Annotated in this window: 14 protein-coding genes and 1 tRNA gene; 7 read left to right on the top strand and 8 right to left on the bottom strand. The window is 73.2% G+C overall.

The features are described 5' to 3' along the window. From BMW27_RS12040 to BMW27_RS12030, 3 genes are all read left to right on the top strand, one after another. Positions 1-535: zinc-binding dehydrogenase (locus BMW27_RS12040; protein WP_139206889.1), on the top strand; the 535-nt coding region annotated here is incomplete at its 5' end. Continuing rightward, positions 532-1,455, top strand: a complete 924-nt coding sequence (locus BMW27_RS12035; protein WP_245743504.1) for a methylenetetrahydrofolate reductase — start codon at positions 532-534, stop codon at positions 1,453-1,455. The genes BMW27_RS12040 and BMW27_RS12035, both read left to right, overlap by 4 nt. Before the next feature lie 50 nt (positions 1,456-1,505). Then, positions 1,506-2,396, top strand: a complete 891-nt coding sequence (locus BMW27_RS12030) for an MBL fold metallo-hydrolase (protein ID WP_091444206.1) — start codon at positions 1,506-1,508, stop codon at positions 2,394-2,396. Positions 2,397-2,526: 130 nt separating this feature from the next. On the opposite strand, the gene BMW27_RS12025 is transcribed toward BMW27_RS12030, so the two are convergent. Beyond that, positions 2,527-3,648: an aromatic ring-hydroxylating oxygenase subunit alpha gene (locus tag BMW27_RS12025; RefSeq protein ID WP_091444203.1), complete on the bottom strand. Its 1,122-nt coding sequence runs from the start codon at positions 3,646-3,648 to the stop codon at positions 2,527-2,529. A 321-nt stretch (positions 3,649-3,969) separates the two neighbouring features. Further along, a complete protein-coding gene (locus BMW27_RS12020; RefSeq protein ID WP_091444198.1) occupies positions 3,970-4,761 on the bottom strand; it encodes an IclR family transcriptional regulator in 792 nt (263 codons plus the stop codon). A 131-nt stretch (positions 4,762-4,892) separates the two neighbouring features. Here BMW27_RS12020 and BMW27_RS12015 point away from each other — a divergent pair, with 131 nt between their 5' ends. Both BMW27_RS12015 and BMW27_RS12010 read left to right on the top strand, forming a co-directional pair. After that, positions 4,893-5,213 (top strand): bifunctional 3-phenylpropionate/cinnamic acid dioxygenase ferredoxin subunit, encoded by a 321-nt coding sequence (locus BMW27_RS12015; protein ID WP_091444194.1) that lies wholly within the window; start codon positions 4,893-4,895, stop codon positions 5,211-5,213. Beyond that, a complete protein-coding gene (locus tag BMW27_RS12010; RefSeq protein WP_091444190.1) occupies positions 5,210-6,382 on the top strand; it encodes an NAD(P)/FAD-dependent oxidoreductase in 1,173 nt (390 codons plus the stop codon). The genes BMW27_RS12015 and BMW27_RS12010 overlap by 4 nt, the downstream gene beginning before the upstream one ends. A gap of 563 nt (positions 6,383-6,945) precedes the next feature. Here the strand turns inward: BMW27_RS12010 and BMW27_RS12000 are convergent. Together BMW27_RS12000 and BMW27_RS11995 are read right to left on the bottom strand one after the other, a co-directional pair. Next, positions 6,946-8,784, bottom strand: coding sequence for a BCCT family transporter (locus tag BMW27_RS12000; protein WP_245743503.1), 1,839 nt, complete (start codon positions 8,782-8,784; stop codon positions 6,946-6,948). Between the two features lie 623 nt (positions 8,785-9,407). After that, the gene (locus tag BMW27_RS11995) at positions 9,408-10,205 is read right to left on the bottom strand and encodes an NAD(P)-binding domain-containing protein (protein ID WP_091444181.1); all 798 of its coding nucleotides are present in this window, start codon (positions 10,203-10,205) and stop codon (positions 9,408-9,410) included. Between the two features lie 723 nt (positions 10,206-10,928). Here BMW27_RS11995 and BMW27_RS11990 point away from each other — a divergent pair. After that, positions 10,929-12,113 (top strand): heparan-alpha-glucosaminide N-acetyltransferase domain-containing protein, encoded by a 1,185-nt coding sequence (locus tag BMW27_RS11990; protein WP_175486486.1) that lies wholly within the window; start codon positions 10,929-10,931, stop codon positions 12,111-12,113. A gap of 580 nt (positions 12,114-12,693) precedes the next feature. Here the strand turns inward: BMW27_RS11990 and BMW27_RS11985 are convergent. Continuing rightward, positions 12,694-12,766: transfer RNA gene (locus BMW27_RS11985), tRNA-Asn, on the bottom strand. A 140-nt stretch (positions 12,767-12,906) separates the two neighbouring features. Here BMW27_RS11985 and BMW27_RS22920 point away from each other — a divergent pair. After that, positions 12,907-13,230 carry a hypothetical protein gene (locus BMW27_RS22920; RefSeq protein WP_091444174.1) on the top strand — a complete coding sequence of 108 codons (324 nt, stop codon included), beginning with the start codon at positions 12,907-12,909 and terminating at the stop codon, positions 13,228-13,230. 78 nt (positions 13,231-13,308) lie between these two features. Here BMW27_RS22920 and BMW27_RS11975 read toward each other — a convergent pair whose 3' ends face one another. Genes BMW27_RS11975 through BMW27_RS11965 form a run of 3 tightly spaced genes read right to left on the bottom strand, consistent with a single transcriptional unit; the run spans position 13,309 to position 16,285 of the window. Continuing rightward, a complete protein-coding gene (locus BMW27_RS11975; RefSeq protein WP_091444170.1) occupies positions 13,309-13,890 on the bottom strand; it encodes a hypothetical protein in 582 nt (193 codons plus the stop codon). Further along, positions 13,887-15,773: a DNA primase gene (gene dnaG / locus BMW27_RS11970; RefSeq protein WP_091444168.1), complete on the bottom strand. Its 1,887-nt coding sequence runs from the start codon at positions 15,771-15,773 to the stop codon at positions 13,887-13,889. Before dnaG ends, BMW27_RS11975 begins: the two co-directional genes overlap by 4 nt. Then, entirely contained in the window at positions 15,773-16,285 is a 513-nt protein-coding gene (locus tag BMW27_RS11965) for a hypothetical protein (RefSeq protein WP_091444163.1), read from the bottom strand. Before BMW27_RS11965 ends, dnaG begins: the two co-directional genes overlap by 1 nt. Positions 16,286-16,288 lie beyond the last annotated feature (3 nt).

The raw sequence follows: 16,288 nt of genomic DNA, 5'->3' as shown, positions 1-16,288 counted from the left end.
CGGCTGCGGCGGTGTCGGGGACGCCGCGATCGCCGGCGCGAAGCTGGCCGGCGCGACCACGATCATCGCCGTGGACATCGACGACCGGAAGCTGGAGTGGGCGCGGACGTTCGGCGCCACCCACACCGTCAACAGCAAGGGCACCGACGCGGTCGAGGCGATCAAGGCCGCCACCGGCGGCTTCGGGGTGGACGTCGCGATCGACGCGGTCGGCCACCCGGCGGTGTTCGAGCAGGCCTTCTACGCCCGCGACCTGGCCGGCCGCGTCGTCCTGGTCGGCGTCCCGACCCCGGACATGACCATCACCCTGCCGCTGATCGAGGTCTTCGGCCGCGGCGGGGCGGTCAAGTCGAGCTGGTACGGCGACTGCCTGCCCAGCCGCGACTTCCCGATGCTGGTCGACCTCTACCGGCAGGGCCGCTTCCCGCTGGAGGACTTCGTCACCGAGACCATCGGCCTGGACGACGTCGAGGAGGCCTTCGACAACCTGCGCCGCGGCGAGGTGCTGCGCTCGGTCGTGGTGCTGGACAAGTGAGCGGCCTCGTGGGCTCACCGGTGGGAATGACGGGGCCACCACCCCCCGCCGACGGGCCGCCGACGCGGCGCGGCGCCCGGACCGCGCTCGAGCGGGCGCTGCGAGCGGCCAGCTACGAGGTCCTGCCGCTGCGGGGCGCCGAGGAGTCGGTCGTCGAACACGTCCCCCGGACCGTGCCGCTCACCGTGACGGTGACCGAGGCCAAGGGTCTGGTCCCCACCCTCGAGCTGGCGGAGCGGCTGGCCGGTCACGGGTTCACCGCGACGCCCCACCTGGCCGCCCGGCTGGTCCGGGACGCGGCCCAGCTGGCCGACGTCGTAGCCCGCCTGCGCGCCGCCGGGGTGTCCGGCGTCTTCGTCGTCGGGGGCGACGCCACCGAGCCCACCGGGACGTTCCCCGACGCGCTGAGCCTGCTCGAGGCACTGGAGACCACGGGCCACCACTTCGAGACCGTGGGGATCGGCGGCTATCCCGAGGGGCACGGGCACATCGACCCGGAGCTCATCGAACGCGCACTCGAGCGGAAGGCCCCGCACGCGACGCACGTGATCACGCAGCTGTGCTTCTCCGCCGCGACGACGGCGGCCTGGGCACGACAGGTCAGGCAGCGGGGCGTCGACCTGCCGATCCGGGTGGGTCTCCCCGGGGCGGTGACGCGGCAGAAGCTCGTGCGGCTCTCGGCAGGGCTCGGGCTCGGCCAGTCGGCCCGGTTCCTGGCGAAGCAGCAGAGCGTGTTCTGGCGCTTCTTCCTGCCCCACGGCTACCGGCCCGACTGTCTCGTCGAGGGCCTCGCGCCCACCCTCGGCCGGCCGGAGCCCGACCTCCAGGGCTTCCACTTCTTCACGTTCAACGAGGTGGCGCGGACGGAGGCGTGGCGGCAGGAGTGGCTGGCCCGGCTGTCCGACGCGGGCACCGGGTAGCGGGGGTGCAGCGAGCGGCGGAAGGACGGCCGGACGACCGGGGGGACGGCATGGGCGGGGCCGATCTGCAGTACGGGGGCGTCACGCTCCTCACCTCGGCGGAGGGCGGGCGCTACCCGGCCGCCAACTCGTTGCTCGTCAGCGGGACGGAGGGCACCGTCCTGGTCGACCCGTCCATCGAGGTCGGCCGGCGCGGTGGACTGCCCGCCGACGTCGGGCTGGTCGCCGTCACCCATGCCCACGAGGACCACGTCGCGGGGCTGCACGTGTCCCCGGAGGTGCCGGTCGTCGCCCACCCGGCGGAGGTCGCCGCCGTCCGCGACCCCGGGAGGCTCCTCGCGGGGTTCGGCATGACGGCTGCCGAAGCGGACCTCTTCCGCCGGCAGCTGCACGAGACCTTCGGCCTGACCGGTCACGAGCGGGTGGGCACCGTCGACGACGGCGCGGTGCTCGACCTCGGGCGGCGGTCCGTGACGGTGGTCCACCTGCCCGGACACACCGCCGGCCACTGCGGCCTGCTGGTCGAGCCCGACGGGTTCCTGTTCGTCGGGGACATCGACCTGACGTCCTTCGGCCCCTACTACGGCGACCTCTCCAGCAGCCTCGACGACCTCCTCACGTCGATGGGACGACTCCGCGACGTGGAGGCCCGCTGGTACGGCACCTCGCACCAGGTCGGCGTGCTCGACGACCGGCAGGCGTTCCTCGCTGCCCTGGACCGCTTCGCCGCGGTCGTCGACCGCCGGGACGAGACGCTGCTGGAGCTGCTGCGACAGCCACGGACGCTCGCCGACGTCGTCGCCCACCGGCTGGTGTACCGGCCGCACGTCCGGTTGCCGTTCGTCGAGGCCGTCGAACGCAGGACCGCTCTGCTGCACCTCGAACGACTCGCGCGCCACGGCCTGGTCGTCCCCGCCGACGGCGGTTACGTCGCCGTGTGACCGGCCCTGCCCGGATCACGCCCGCACGGCCACGGGGCAGGGAGGACGTCATCCTCCCTGCCCCGTCCCGGATCGGCCCCTGCGGTGTCCCGCCGCGAGCCTGCGAGCGGGCGGGGGAAGGGTGCCCCCTTCAGTCCGACAGGCGCTGGGTCAGCCAGTGGTGGAACTCGCCGATGTGGTGCTCGGACGGGACGAGGACACCGCCGTTCGCGTAGGCCCGGGACGACATGGCCGGCTGGGTCCGCTCGCAGGCCTCGAAGTCCTGCTCGTTGACCCGGTGGAACAGCTCCACCGACCGGGACACGTCCTTGCCGGACTCCACCACCTCGCGGGTGTACAGCCAGTCGCACTCCACGATCGTCCGGTCGACCGACACCGGGAACATGCGGTGGAAGATGACGTGGTCGGGCACCAGGTTGACGAACACCGTCGGCCGGACGGTGATGGCGTAGTAGCGGCGGTCGTGGTCCTCGTCGACGCCGGGGAGCTTGTCGAAGCCCTCGCTGCCGTCGACGGTGAAACCCTGGACGTCCTCACCGAACTCCGCGCCGTGCCCGACGAAGAACTGCGCGGCGTAGCCGTCGGCGAACTCCGGGAGCACCTCGGTCAGCTCGGGGTGGATCGTCGCGCAGTGGTAGCACTCCATGAAGTTCTCGATGATGAGCTTCCAGTTGGCCTTCACGTCGTAGGTGATGCGGCGGCCCACCGTGAGCGAGTCCAGCTCGTAGTGGTCGATGGAGTCCAGGCTCCCGAGGCGGTCGGCGATGGCGCCCATGACGTCGTCCTCGAAGGACGGGGGCTGATCGGCCAGGGAGACCCAGGCGTACCCGAGCCACTCCCGCAGGTGCACCGGCACCAGGCCGTACTGCACGCGGTCGATGTCGGGCATCTTGGTCAGGTTCGGCGCCGCGACCAGCTTGCCCGAGAGGTCGTAGGTCCAGGCGTGGTACGGGCACTGGAAGGCCCGCTTAACCTCACCGGAGTCCTCGGTGCAGATCTGCGCGCCGCGGTGCCGGCAGATGTTGAGGAAGGCCCGCAGCTGCCCGTCGCGGCCGCGGACGACCAGCACGCTCTCCCGGCCGACCTGGACCTTCCGGAACTTCCCGGGCGTCGGCAGGTCCGCCGACCGCACCGCGCAGAACCACATGGTCTCGAAGACCCGGGTCTGCTCGAGGGCGAAGATGGCCGGGTCTGTGTAGTACTGGCCCGGCAGCGTGGAGATGAGGCTCGCGGGCAGGTCGGTGGTGGTCATACGGCACCTCGGGGGTTCCATCCGGCGCTGGGGAGGGACACGCCAGGAGTCGGGCAACGCGGCTCTGTGTCGACCACGGTCGTCGTCCGCCAACCGGCTCAGGACGACCGAGGTGTTGCACATTACACAGCGCGTCGCGTCCTGCGCAACAGTCCGCCGACACAGCAGTACCTCTGAAGCGCGAGGTCGCGGACCGACGCGGGGACCGGTGCAGCCGCAGGGGCACCTGGGAGCCCGAGGTGCGGACCCGTGGGACACGGCGAGGCCAGCGCCGGGCGCGATCACCGGCAGGACGCCCGCCGGGTCGGCGAGCCAGCAGGGTCAGCCGAAGAAGCCCAACCGCCGGCTCATCTCCTCGGCGGCCGCCACCACCTGCCGGGCGAGCCTCGGGAAGTCCTCCGCCCCCATGCGGAACGACGGCCCCGAGACGCTGAGCGCCGCCACCACGTCCCCGTCGGCGCCACGGACGGGCGCGGCGACGGCGCTGAGCCCCACCTCGTACTCCTCGGCGGTGGCACCCCAACCCTGCTCGAGGATCAGGTCGAGGTGCTGCTGCAGCACCTCGGGATCGGTGATCGTCGCGGCGGTGAAGCGCGGCAGGTCGTGGGAGAGCACGCCCTTGCGGACGGCGTCGGGCGCGTGCGCCAGGAGCACCTTGCCGCTCGAGGTGGCGTGCAGGGGGGTGCTCTGCCCCACCCAGTTGTGCGTGCTGAGCGCCGCCGGTCCGCGGGCCTGGCTCACGTTCACCGCACGGTCGCTGTCGAGGATGGCGATGTTCACCGTCTCCTCGAGATCGGCGGCCAGCGCCTCGCAGACCCGGCGCCCCTCCCGGGCGATGTCCAGCTGCGCGGCGGCGGCACCGGCCAGGCGCACGACGCCGAAGCCCAGCCGGTACTTGCCCCGTTCGGCCAGCTGCTCGACGAAGCCCCGGCTCTCCAGCACGGCGACCAGCCGGAAGGCCGTGGACTTGTGCACCCCCAGCTCGGCGGCCACCTCCGTGACGCCGGCCTCCCCGTGCGCCGCGAGGATTTCGAGGACGCTCAGCGCCCGGTCCACGGACTGGACCGCAGCGACCGAGCTCCGCTCCCCGTTCCCACCCTGCGGCCCACTCATGACCTCAGCGTAGGTGGCCGACCGCGCGGGCCGGGCCGTCGCTCTTGACGCCACCACGGCACCCCGTCATGCTTGTTGCGCCATCGGCACATCGTTGCGGAGGACGCAACGCCAGTCAGCCAGGAGCGCCCATGATCCCGGTCTGCCCCACGACCGCGCTGCCGCCCGGCGAGGCGACCCGAGTCGAGGCCGACGAGCCCATCGCGGTCTTCAACGTCGACGGTGAGTTCTACGCGATCGACGACACGTGCACCCACCAGGACGCCTCGCTGGCCGACGGCTGGCTCGACGGGTGCGCGGTGGAGTGCCCCCTGCACGCCTCGTGCTTCGACCTGCGGACCGGCAAGGTCTCCGGCCCGCCGGCCAAGACGCCGGTCCGCACGCACCGGGTCGTCGTCCAGGACGGCATGGTCTACGTGCAGCCGGGGACCACCGCGGACGGCGTCGCGTGAGCTCCACGATCGCCGTGGTCGGGGCCTCCCTGGCCGGCCTCTCCGCTGCGCGCGCGCTCCGCGACCAGTCCTACGACGGCCGCATCGTCGTCATCGGCGACGAGGTGCACGCCCCCTACGACCGCCCGCCGCTGTCCAAGGACTTCCTGGCCGGCACGGCCTCGCTGGAGGACATCGCCCTGGGCGCGCCCGACGACGAGGACCTCGGCCTCGAGTGGCGGTTGCAGACCACCGCGGTCGGGCTGGACCACCTCAGCCGCTCGGTGCAGCTGGACGACGGCAGCGAGGTCCGGGCCGACGGCGTCGTCCTGGCCACGGGCGCCCGGGCCCGGCGCCTCCCCGGCAGCGAGGGGCTCGGCGGCGTGCACGTGCTGCGGTCCCTGGACGACGCGATCGCGCTGCGGGAGGACCTGGCCGCCGCCGGACGCCTCGTGGTGGTCGGCGCCGGCTTCATCGGGGCGGAGGTCGCCGCCACGGCCCGCAAGCTGGGGCTGGAGGTCACCGTCGTGGAGACGCAGCCCATCCCGCTCGCCGGCCCGCTGGGTGCCGACATGGGCGCGGTCTGCGCGGGGTTGCACGGCGACCACGGCACCCGGTTGCTGACCGGGACCGGGGTCGCCCGGCTCGTCGGCACCGGCAGGGTCGAGGCCGTCGAGCTCACCGACGGCACGCGGCTGCCCGCCGACGTGGTGGTCGTGGGCATCGGCGCCACGCCCAACATCGAGTGGCTGGCCCACTCCGGCGTGGCCCTCGGCAACGGCGTCCTCACCGACGCGCGCGGCGCCACCAACATCCCCGGCGTGGTCGCGGTCGGCGACTGCGCCGCGGCGTGGTCGGCCGCTGCCGAGCGGCACGTCCGCATCGAGCACTGGACCAACGCGCTCGAGCAGCCGGCCACCGCGGTCGCCACCCTCCTGGGCGCCGGGGGTCCGGCGCCGACGCCCGTGCCCTACTTCTGGTCCGACCAGTACGGGGCCCGCATCCAGTTCGCGGGGTCGCGCCGCGAGGGCGACGTCGCCCGCGTGGTCGAGGGCAGCTGCGCCGACCGCAGCTTCCTGGTGGTCTACGAGCGCGACGAACGGCCCGTCGCCGTCCTCGGCATGAACCAGCCCCGGCTGTTCACCCGCTGGCGCCGCCAGCTGCGCGCGGCCGTGCCGACCGCGTCCTGACCGCCGACCGGCCCCGACCGCCGCGACAGGACCGCCCGGCGGTCGGGTCGCCCGTCCTCGGACCGCCGTCGCACCGCTGACTGCGGTCCACGCATCCGCCCGCCCGGCCCACCGGGTCAGCGAGCCCTGCCCGCCGCAGCCGGACGTGCGCGGCCAGGGCTCGCGGCGGTGGTCCACCGACACCGGTCGCCCCCGCGCAGTGGGCCGCTCCCCCGCCCCCCGGCCACGGGCGCGCAGCCCGGCCCCCGGCCTCGGTGGCCCCAGCGCGAGCGCCCGCGGCCGGGCCGTCCGGCGTCCGGGGGTGCGGCCGGCGCACCTGGGTGCACGGGCCGGTCTGGCGGCACACCCCTCGGGGCGGCCGACCGCACCGACCCCCGATGTCGCCCACCGCGCGGCGCCGCGACCGGGCAGCGCCGGCCGCACCGGGCCCGGTGGGCGCACCGCCCACACGGCGGAGCCTCCCGGCGCCGGAGCGGCAGGCCGAAGCTCCGGTGCCGGGAGGCTCTTCCCCGCCGGCCGGCCCCCTGCACGTCCCGCCGGGAGCCTCGCGAGCGGGGGTCCGCTCAGTCGCGCGGGTCCAGCGGGCGGCCGATGACCTCCGCCCTCGGCTGGGTCTGCGGAGGGCGGCCGGCGGTCCCCTCCGGCACCACGAAGTTGCCGTTGGGGCTGACCGACGGCTGGACACCCGCCTCCGGGGCCGGCCGCTCCGGCGCGGCCGCGGAGTCCCGTGCCGCCGGGCTCGGCGTCTTCTCCACGACGAGGACGAAGTCGTCGCCGTGGCGGCTGATGCCGTCGACGACGGCCTGCTCGATCGCCAGGTTGGCGTAGTTGCCGCGCAGGACGATCGGGTCGCGGCGCAGGTCCTTGACGAGGCTGACGGCCATCGCCGCCATGACCAGCGCGAACGGCAGCGCCGCGATGATCGTCAGGTTCTGCAGCCCCGTGAGGGCGGCGCCGTCCTCGCCGAGGAGCAGCATGATCGCGGCGACGGAGCCCATCACCACACCCCAGAAGACGACGACCGAGCGGCTCGGCTCCAGGGTGCCGCGCTGCGAGAGCGAGCCCATGACGATCGAGGCCGCGTCCGCACCGGACACGAAGAAGATCGCCACGAGGACCATGACGAGCACGGTCGCGGCGGTGGCCAGGGGGTACTGCCCCAGGACGGCGAACAGCTGCCCCTCCGTGGTGCCCTGGCCGGCGACGTCGACGCCGTCGCGCTGGGCGGCGATCCCGGCGCCGCCGAAGATGGCGAACCACAGCAGACTGACCAGGCTGGGCACCAGAAGCACGCCCGTGACGAACTGGCGGATGGTGCGGCCGCGGCTGATCCGGGCGATGAACAGACCGACGAACGGCGTCCAGCTGATCCACCAGGCCCAGTAGAAGACCGTCCAGCCGCGCAGCCAGGTGGCCATCGGGTCACCGCCGGTGGCCTCCGTGCGCGCGGCCATGTCGCCGAGGTCGGAGAAGTAGCTGCCGAGCGCGTCGGGGATCAGGTTGAGGATGAAGATCGTCGGGCCGACGAGGAAGACGAACACCGCGAGGACCAGGGCCAGGACCATGTTGGTGTTGGACAGCCACTGGATCCCGCGCTCGATGCCGGAGACGGCCGAGGCGACGAAGGCCGCGGTGAGCACCGCGATGATCCCGACCAGCAAGCCGTTGCCCAGGTCCCCGGCCCAGCCGAGGATCTCCACCCCGCTGCCGATCTGCAGGGCGCCGAGGCCGAGGGAGGCCGCCGACCCGAACAGCGTCGCGAAGATGGCCAGGACGTCGATGACCCGGCCGATCGGGCCCTCAGCCCGCCGCCGGCCGAGCAGCGGGACGAAGGCGGAGCTGATCAGCTGGCGGCGTCCCCGGCGGAAGGTGCCGTAGGCGATCGCCAGCCCGACGACGGCGTACATCGCCCACGGGTGCAGCGTCCAGTGGAACAGCGTGGTCGCCATCGCCGTCTCGATCGCCTGCGACGTCTCGGGCTCGGCCGTGAGCGGCGGCGGCGCGACGTAGTGCGAGAGCGGCTCGGCGACCCCGAAGAACATCAGCCCGATGCCCATGCCGGCACTGAACATCATCGCGATCCAGGAGATGGTGCGGAACTCCGGCCGCTCGTCGTCCCGTCCCAGCGGGATCCGGCCGTACTTGCCGGCCGCCAGCCAGATCACGAAGATCACGAACGCCGACGCCAGCAGCACGAACAGCCAGCCCAGGTTCCCGGTGACCCAGCCGAGGACCGAACCGCTCACGGTTCCCAGACCCGTGGGGGTGGCGAAGCCCCAGACCACGAAGCCCAGTGCCATGACGGCGGCGACGGCGAACAGGACCCGGTCCACGGCCCAGTGCCGGTCCGCGACGCAGGGTGGCGGCTCGGCGATGGCGGGGTGGGTCCCCGTTGCGCACACGTCCGCGGCATCGACGGTGGAGCGCTCCTCCCCCGCTCCGACGGCGCCACCGGAAGGCGGGGGAGCAGCTCCACCCACCTCTGACTGGCTCAGGTGGCCCGAGGGCGAGGTTGGCCGACTACGCGGTTGCTCCATGACACTCCCTAATAGTGTTGCGTCATCCGAGACCGACTTCGCATGAGGGAACCAGAGGGCCTGTCGCGGGACAAGAGTCCAACGGGATTCTCTGCACGGTCCCACGACGACACGACTCCGTGTCACAGAGGTGACGACGTAGCCGGCCGGTCACGACCAGCGCCGAGCACCTCAGGGCCGACGACTTCCGGGGGACCGTGGTCGTCACCGCCGGCACGGACGCCGAGGCGCTGGTCGCCGCCACCACCCCAGGCTGCAGCCCTTCCTCCTGCGGGAGGCCAGCCGGCCTGGCCGCCACGGTCCTGCGCGGCAGCCGGGGAGGACCGGCAGAGGGTCCAGGACGGCGACCGGGTCCCCTCGCGGCGTTCACGCCGCAGGAGCGTGCGACTCCCCGCCCACCGACCACAGCGAGAGCACGCACCGCGGCCGGCCGACCGGGCGCGTGGAGGGAGGAGGATCTGCCCGCCCCAGTCGGGGGGACGCTGACTTCACCGAGGAGCCCGGGGTCGCGGTGCGCCGGCCCCCGCTCGATCTCGCTCCACGCGCTGCCGCGCGTCCGGCGCCGGGCGGCCATCGATGGAGGAGTCCACGGGGACACGCGCCGGTGGTGGAGTCGGCTGCATCGCAGAGCGGTCACTGCGCCCGTTCGGCGCAGAGCCGCGGGACACGTTGCCGACCGGCCCCGTCAGGACCCGCAGCAGCTCGCCAGCAGCAGCGCTCGACCCGTCCTCGGACAGCAGCGGCCGGACCCTCGTGAGGGCAGTCACCGCTGACCTCAGCTCGGACACCGACCCGAGCGGCCCGATGTGCGCGACGTTCGTGGCGACCATCCTGAGGACCGGGGTCAGCGCCTCCAGTTCTCCAGGAGTGCAACCCACGAGCACGGTGTCGGGGATGCCACCGGAGAGGCCCGTGAACCACGCCTCCACGGTCCTGAGGCCCAGCACAGCCAGTCGCTCGGCGGCCGAGAGGATGAACGTGGCGTCGGTGGCAGAGGCAGAGACGACGAAGCCGCCGTCGCGCAGGGTCTCACCGACTCCACCGAGGTCGAACAGCACCTCCTCCAGGGCGGTCTCGTCGGGCACGTGCACGAAGACCACATCGGCCAGCTCGGCCGCGTCCGCCGGGATCCGCGCTGGTGTCGCTCCCGTCAGGGCCATCGTCGCGACCGTCCCGCGATCAGGGTCGTGCGCAGTGACCTCGAGTCCCTGATCGAGCAACCGGCGGGCGACGGTACCGCCCACAGGGTCCAGACCGATGACGCCAACACTGCTGACGAGCACCATGCCCCCTCTTCCGTCCGCGGCGGGAGGCTTCGGGGTCCGTGCCGCTGGCCTCCAACGCTGTCACAGTGCTGAGCGGATCCGCGGCGGCCTGATACGGGCGGCGGGAGACGTTGAGCTCGACCAGAACGCGCGGATCGACCGCCCGTCGATCACCGCCTCGGCGCACCGACTCGGTACGGCCGGACACGGTTGGGCGGCGGGCGTGGGCGTGGGATACGAGACCTCGGGGCCATCCGTGGGGTGTCAGCACGCACGCCCTCGTCCGGGGTCGCCTGCTCACATCAGACGGCAGGCAGGGCGCGGTGCTCGGGTGTCATGGGTGGCCTGACCGCGCGGCGAGGACCGACAGCCGCCACCGTGTCGTGGTAGCGGCCTCCGGTGTCTTGCTGACGTCGGTATCACCCGGCCGTTCCCGGACCTCGTCCGCGGGCACAGCGCGAGGGTGTGGCCCACGACGCGGGAGATAAGGCAAAAACAACGCAAAAGGTCGGTGAAACCGCGTCCGGAGGGAGCCGGCACAGGGAGGATGCGGCGATCCGGAGATGGACGGAACGGAGACCGCGGCATCTGTCCCACGTCTTGCCGCGACTGGAGCACTTGTCACCGGTCCGGTCGAGCACAGACCGAGGGACTGCGTCGCCCCCCACCCGACAGGCGGTCCTGATGGCGCACGCGCACACGGAGTCCACCGGCACGGCCTCGGCCACGACCGCTTCGGCGCCCGTGAGGAACCGGTTCCTCGGCGTCGACGTCACTCGTGGGATCGCCCTGCTCGCGATGCTCGCGACGAACGTGTGGGAGGTGATCGGAGACGACGGCAGGCTGACGTTGACCGGTATGACGGTGACCGGTCGAGCCGCGACGCTGTTCGTGATGGTGGCGGGTATCAGCCTGGCCTTCATCTCGGGGGGCCGCCGCCCCGTGCAGGGAACGGCCCGGCGAGCCGCCCGGGCGAACATCGCCGTCCGCGCGGTCCTGATCGGTGTCCTCGGCCTCGCCCTCGGCTACGTCTCCCCTGAGATGGTCGGGATGATCCTGACCTTCTACGGCATGTTCTTCCTGCTGGCCATCCCGCTGATCGGCCTGCGGCCGCGGATGCTGGTCGGCATCGCTGCTGCCCTGGTCGTGGCGAGCCCGCTGGTCCTGATGGCAGCCCACAACCTGGGCCTGGAGGACGAGTTCGACCCGCTGCCGACGCTGACCTCGCCGTTCACCGACCCGGTCGACCTGCTTCTCCTGGTGCTCGTCACCGGCGTCTTCCCGGCGGTCACCTACATGGCCTACATCTGCGTGGGGCTGGCCATCGGGCGGCTGGACCTCTCCTCGACCAGGATCGCCGTCCGGCTGCTCGTCGGCGGACTCGCGTTGGCGGTCGCCGCGTGGTTCCTCTCCTGGCTACTCGTCTTCCGCCTCGGGGGCCTGCCGGCCCTGCTGGCCGCCTCGGAGCCGGGGACGACTGCGACCGAGGTCGTCTGGGACGGGGACCTGGTGCACTCGTGGTGGTGGCTGGCGCAGCGGGTACACCACTCCGGCACGCCGCTGGACATGCTCGGCACCCTCGGCTCGGCGGTCGCCGTGCTCGGCGCCGTGCTCCTGCTGTGCAGGCTGCGGATTGCTCAGCGCCTGCTGCGGCCGGTGGCCCTGGCCGGCTCCATGACCCTCACCGTCTACGCCACCCACGCGGTCGTCCTGGCCTTCGTCTCGACCGACGACCTCCTCGCGCTCTGGCTGGGGCTCGTGATCGGCGCACTGCTCTTCGCCGTCCTGTGGAACCGGTGGATGGGTCAGGGACCGCTGGAGCGGCTGGTGGCCATCCCGGCCGACCGCGCGCGCCGCGCCGTGCTGGCCCGCGATCCGGCGCGGCGCGAACCCCGCCGTGACCCGCAGCCGTCTGAGCCAGGGACGTGACACCGCCCGCATCCGGCCCACGCCGGTGGAACCGGACCGCCGCCGCGCACGTGCTTCCGGACGACGACCGGAGGCCTGGCAGCGGCGGTGGCAGCCACGTCGAGGCTCGTTGGCCCGGCTCGCAGGGCGGTTGACGATGGACGCCCCGGCCAGACGGGCTCGTTCCGGGACTCGAACCAATAGACCTGCGGTTTGATCTTGGCGTGGTTGGTCGTTGTTGATCCGCGTTGCACGTGCAGGCCAAGCAGCCAGCGCGACATTGCCATCATGACTAAAGCGGGCCGTCCTCGAGAGGCCGCGGCACCGCCAGCCCCAACCCCCGCGGTCATCCGCCGAGCTCCGCAGTGCCGTACGCCCGAGCCCTTCCCTGTGACTCCTCACTGCCGGGCATCTACGCGACGGAAGTCACTCACTGACCGGCGTCCCGGCAGCGCTCGTGAGGCTAACCAGGCCCGTGTCCACAGCCCATCCGAGGTCTCACCCAGCGCCGCCGCGCACCCGAGATCACGGGTTCCTTGCGACTCGGGCGAATATTGGTTCCGGCCTGGAAGCGTCCACGAGCCGCTGAGCTGGAGCTTTGCTCCCCCGATTGGACTCGAACCAATAACCCTGCGATTAACAGTCGCATGCTCTGCCAATTGAGCTACGGGGGATCGGCGGGCGTGCCCGCGCGCAGGGACGAGGCTACCCCACGCCGTCGAGGGCGCTGCAGGCGGCTCGCCGCGTCGCGCGGCACACGCTCCCACGGTTACCGTGCTCACTCCTGCTCCTGCGTCTCACCTGGAGGTTCGCCATGGCGAAGCTGTCCTTCCTCGTCGGCTTCGGTGCCGGCTACGTCCTCGGCGCGAAGGCGGGTACGGAGCGTTACGAGCAGATCCGCCGCGCCTGGGAGCAGGCCAAGGACAACCCGCAGCTGCAGGGCCTGGCCGGCATGGCGCAGGCCCGCGCCGACGGCGTGCTCAACTCGGCCAAGGCCCGGGTCGGTCTCGGCAGCTCCGGGGACCGCTCGACGACGTCCGGTGCGGGCTCCGTCCCTCGTGCCCGATCCGCCTCCGGCACCACCACCCCGGCGTCGAACACCCCGCTGCCGCCGCCGGACACCTCCGGCGGGGTCTGAACCCCGCGGCGGTCGCAGCAGGCCCCCTGCAGGGCCCCACCGCGAGCCTGCGAGTGGTGGGGGGCAGGGGGTCCTTCTTCAGCTCGGCTGGTCGGCCGCGACCGCCTCGGCCAGCTTCTGCCGCGCGGCCTCCCGTGCGGCGGGGTCGGCGCGGTCGGCATCGTCGTCGAAGACGACGGTCCACTCGCGTCCGGACTGACCGGGCAGCCGCCGGGCGACCAGGAGCGCTCCTCCCCCACCGGGCAGCGGCGCGCGCCGGCTGGCGACGACGGTCTGGTCCACCCGCCGGCGGACGACGGGCGGCAGGCCTCCCGCGTCGGCCAGCGCGTGCCGCTCCACCGGCAACCGCGCCTGCACCCCGGGTTCCACCTCGGTCAGCGGGGTCACCTCGAACCGGCCCCCACCGTCCCCGGTCGCCGTCCACCGCGCGGTGCCGACCTCGTGCCAGGACAGCACGCCGACCTCACCCGCCTGCGGCAGCGGCAGGTCCGCAGGCACCCGGCGCAGTCCGCGGGAGGTCGCGACCAGCCAGCCCTCGTCGCGCACGAGGGTGCCCCAGGCCAGCACCCGCTCGTCGGGGTCGGCCGAGGCGAGCACCACGGCGCGCACGAGCTCCGGCGGCCGGGTGAACCGCCGCCGCACCCGGTCGACCAGGGTCACTCGCCCAGCCCGCCCATCGCCCGCTTGCGCAGCGAGATCGCCTGCTGCTCGAGCGCCATCAGGTGGCCGAACGCCTTCATGTACTCGTCGCCGGCCTCGACGGGGTTCATCCGCTGCAGCCGCCCCTTGAGCGCGGCCACCTGGCGGACGGTGTGCATTTCCTCCAGCCGGGCCAGCACCGCGTTGACGTACCCGGCGTCGGCCTCGCCGACCGAGCGCACCGGCTCGACGGCCAGCGCGGTCAGCAGCGCCGTCGCGCTCGCCCGGGTGCAGTGCGCGGCCACCTCGTCGAGCCAGGCCGGGCCGGTGACCCGGGTGGCGGCCGCCCCCCCGGCCGCGGCGACGGCGGCGGCCACGGCCGCGTAGTCGGGGTCGGTGTAGGCCTCGACCGGGATCGCGTCGAACGACGGCCCGGCGAGCTCCGGGCTCTGCAGCGCCGCCTTGAGCGCCTCCCGCTCGACCTCGACGGCGACGTCGTCCGGGCTCTTCTGCGGCGTCCGCGGCCGGCCGCGCTGCGGCGGCCCACCGGTGTCCCCGGTGGTGCGGCGGACCCGCTCGAGCACCTCGGACTCGTCGGTGTTGCCGATCATCCCGGCCAGCTGGCGGGCGTAGGCGGGGCGGAGCGCGTGATCCTTGATCTGCGCAACCAGCGGCGCGGTCTTCTCAAGCGCGGCCACCCGGCCCTCGACGGTGTCCAGGTCGTAGCCGGCCAGCGTGGTCTTGAGGACGAACGCGATCAGCGGCGTCCGGCGGCCCACCAGGTCGCGGACGGCGGCGTCGCCGTGCGCCTGCCGCAGCTCGCAGGGGTCGCGTCCGTCGGGCTCGACGGCGACGAAGGTCTGCCCGACGAAGCGCTGGTCCTCGGCGAAGGTCTTCATCGCCGCGGCCTGCCCCGCGGCGTCGCCGTCGAAGGTGTAGATGACCTCGCCGCGGAACTCGTCCTGGTCCATGAGCAGCCGGCGCAGCACGCCGATGTGCTCCGGGCCGAACGCGGTGCCGCAGGAGGCCACGGCGGTGGTGACCCCCGCCAGGTGGCAGGCCATGACGTCGGTGTAGCCCTCGACGACGACGGCCTGGTGACGGCGGGCGATGTCCCGCTTGGCCCGGTCGATGCCGTAGAGCACGCTGCTCTTCTTGTAGAGCGGCGTCTCCGGGGTGTTGAGGTACTTCGGGCCGGGGTCGTCGTCCATCAGCTTGCGCGCGCCGAAGCCGATGACGTCCCCGGTGATGTCGCGGATCGGCCAGACCAGCCGGCGGTGGAAGCGGTCGATGAGCGTGCCGCGGCTGGACTCCTTGGCCAGGCCCGCGGTCACCAGCTCCTGCTGGGTGAAGCCGTTGCCGCGCAGGTGGCGGGTCAGCCCGTCCCAGCCGCCGGGGGCGAAGCCGCAGCCGAAGTCCAGCGCCACCTGCCGGTCGAAGCCGCGGTCGGCCAGGAACTGCCGGGCCGGTGCGGCCTCCGGGCTGCCCAGCTGCTCGGCGTAGAAGGCCGCCGCCGCGGTGTTGGCCGCGACCAGCCGGGCCCGCTGCCCGGCCTGCGAGCGGTCCGGGGCGCCGGTGGGGCGGCCGCCGTCGTCCTCGTAGTGCAGCTCGACGTTGGCGCGCCCGGCCAGCAGCTCGACCGCCTCGGTGAACGACAGGTGGTCGATCTGCTGGATGAAGGAGATGACGTCTCCGCCGACCCCGCAGCCGAAACAGTGGAAGAGGTTCCTCGACGGGGTGACGTGGAAGGACGGCGACTTCTCGTCGTGGAAGGGGCACAGCCCCTTGAGGCTGCCGCCACCCGCCCGCTTCAGCTGCAGGTGGTCCCCGACGATCTCGTCGATCTTCGACCGCTCGCGGACCAGTGCGATGTCGGCGGCGCGGATGCGTCCCTTCCCGGCCATCAGCTGCCTCCCGCCGCGGCTGCGCCGCCGGCGACCGCGGCCATCGTCGCCGCCTCGTCGCGGCGGCTCATGACCAGCGCCAGCCAGAGCAGGTAGACCTGGTGGTCCAACGGCAGCGACTCGTCCGCGGTCAGGGTGGGCCGGGGCGACCAGCCGCCGGTCGTCCCGGTCTCGGCGACCACCCGCTCGCCGGACCGGTAGCGGTGGCCGCCCTTCCACCGCGAGACCACCTCGGCCTGCACGGGCGTCCCCTCCAGGTCGGCCTCCCAGGTACCCCTCCAGAAGGAGGTCTGGCGGGCGCGCAGCCGCGCCGTCCCCTCGGGGTCGGCCGCCCACCGGCCGGTGAGCTCGCGCTTGGCCTTGGCGAGTACCCACTCGCGGTTCCCGACGACGGCCGTGGCCGCCTCCTTCCAGCTCGACGCCTGCAGCGTGGCGACGACGACGTCGTCGCGCAGCACGGGCAGGACGCGCTTCTCGGTGCCGGCCGTGCCGGCCTTGCCCAGTACGAGCACGGG

It is taken from the genome of Geodermatophilus poikilotrophus, assembly GCF_900111455.1.
Lineage (GTDB): Bacteria > Actinomycetota > Actinomycetes > Mycobacteriales > Geodermatophilaceae > Geodermatophilus > Geodermatophilus poikilotrophus.
Note: the sequence above shows the minus strand (reverse complement) of the source record. Positions and strands in the feature narration are given on the sequence as shown.

Bases quoted from the DNA above. Each gene is read 5' to 3' on its own strand.
- BMW27_RS12030 (WP_091444206.1), top strand. From the start codon at position 1,506: ATGGGCGGGGCCGATCTGCAGTACGGGGGCGTCACGCTCCTCACCTCG.
- BMW27_RS12025 (WP_091444203.1), bottom strand. From the start codon at position 3,648: ATGACCACCACCGACCTGCCCGCGAGCCTCATCTCCACGCTGCCGGGC.
- BMW27_RS12020 (WP_091444198.1), bottom strand. From the start codon at position 4,761: ATGAGTGGGCCGCAGGGTGGGAACGGGGAGCGGAGCTCGGTCGCTGCG.
- BMW27_RS12015 (WP_091444194.1), top strand. From the start codon at position 4,893: ATGATCCCGGTCTGCCCCACGACCGCGCTGCCGCCCGGCGAGGCGACC.
- BMW27_RS11995 (WP_091444181.1), bottom strand. From the start codon at position 10,205: ATGGTGCTCGTCAGCAGTGTTGGCGTCATCGGTCTGGACCCTGTGGGC.
- BMW27_RS22920 (WP_091444174.1), top strand. From the start codon at position 12,907: ATGGCGAAGCTGTCCTTCCTCGTCGGCTTCGGTGCCGGCTACGTCCTC.
- dnaG (WP_091444168.1), bottom strand. From the start codon at position 15,773: ATGGCCGGGAAGGGACGCATCCGCGCCGCCGACATCGCACTGGTCCGC.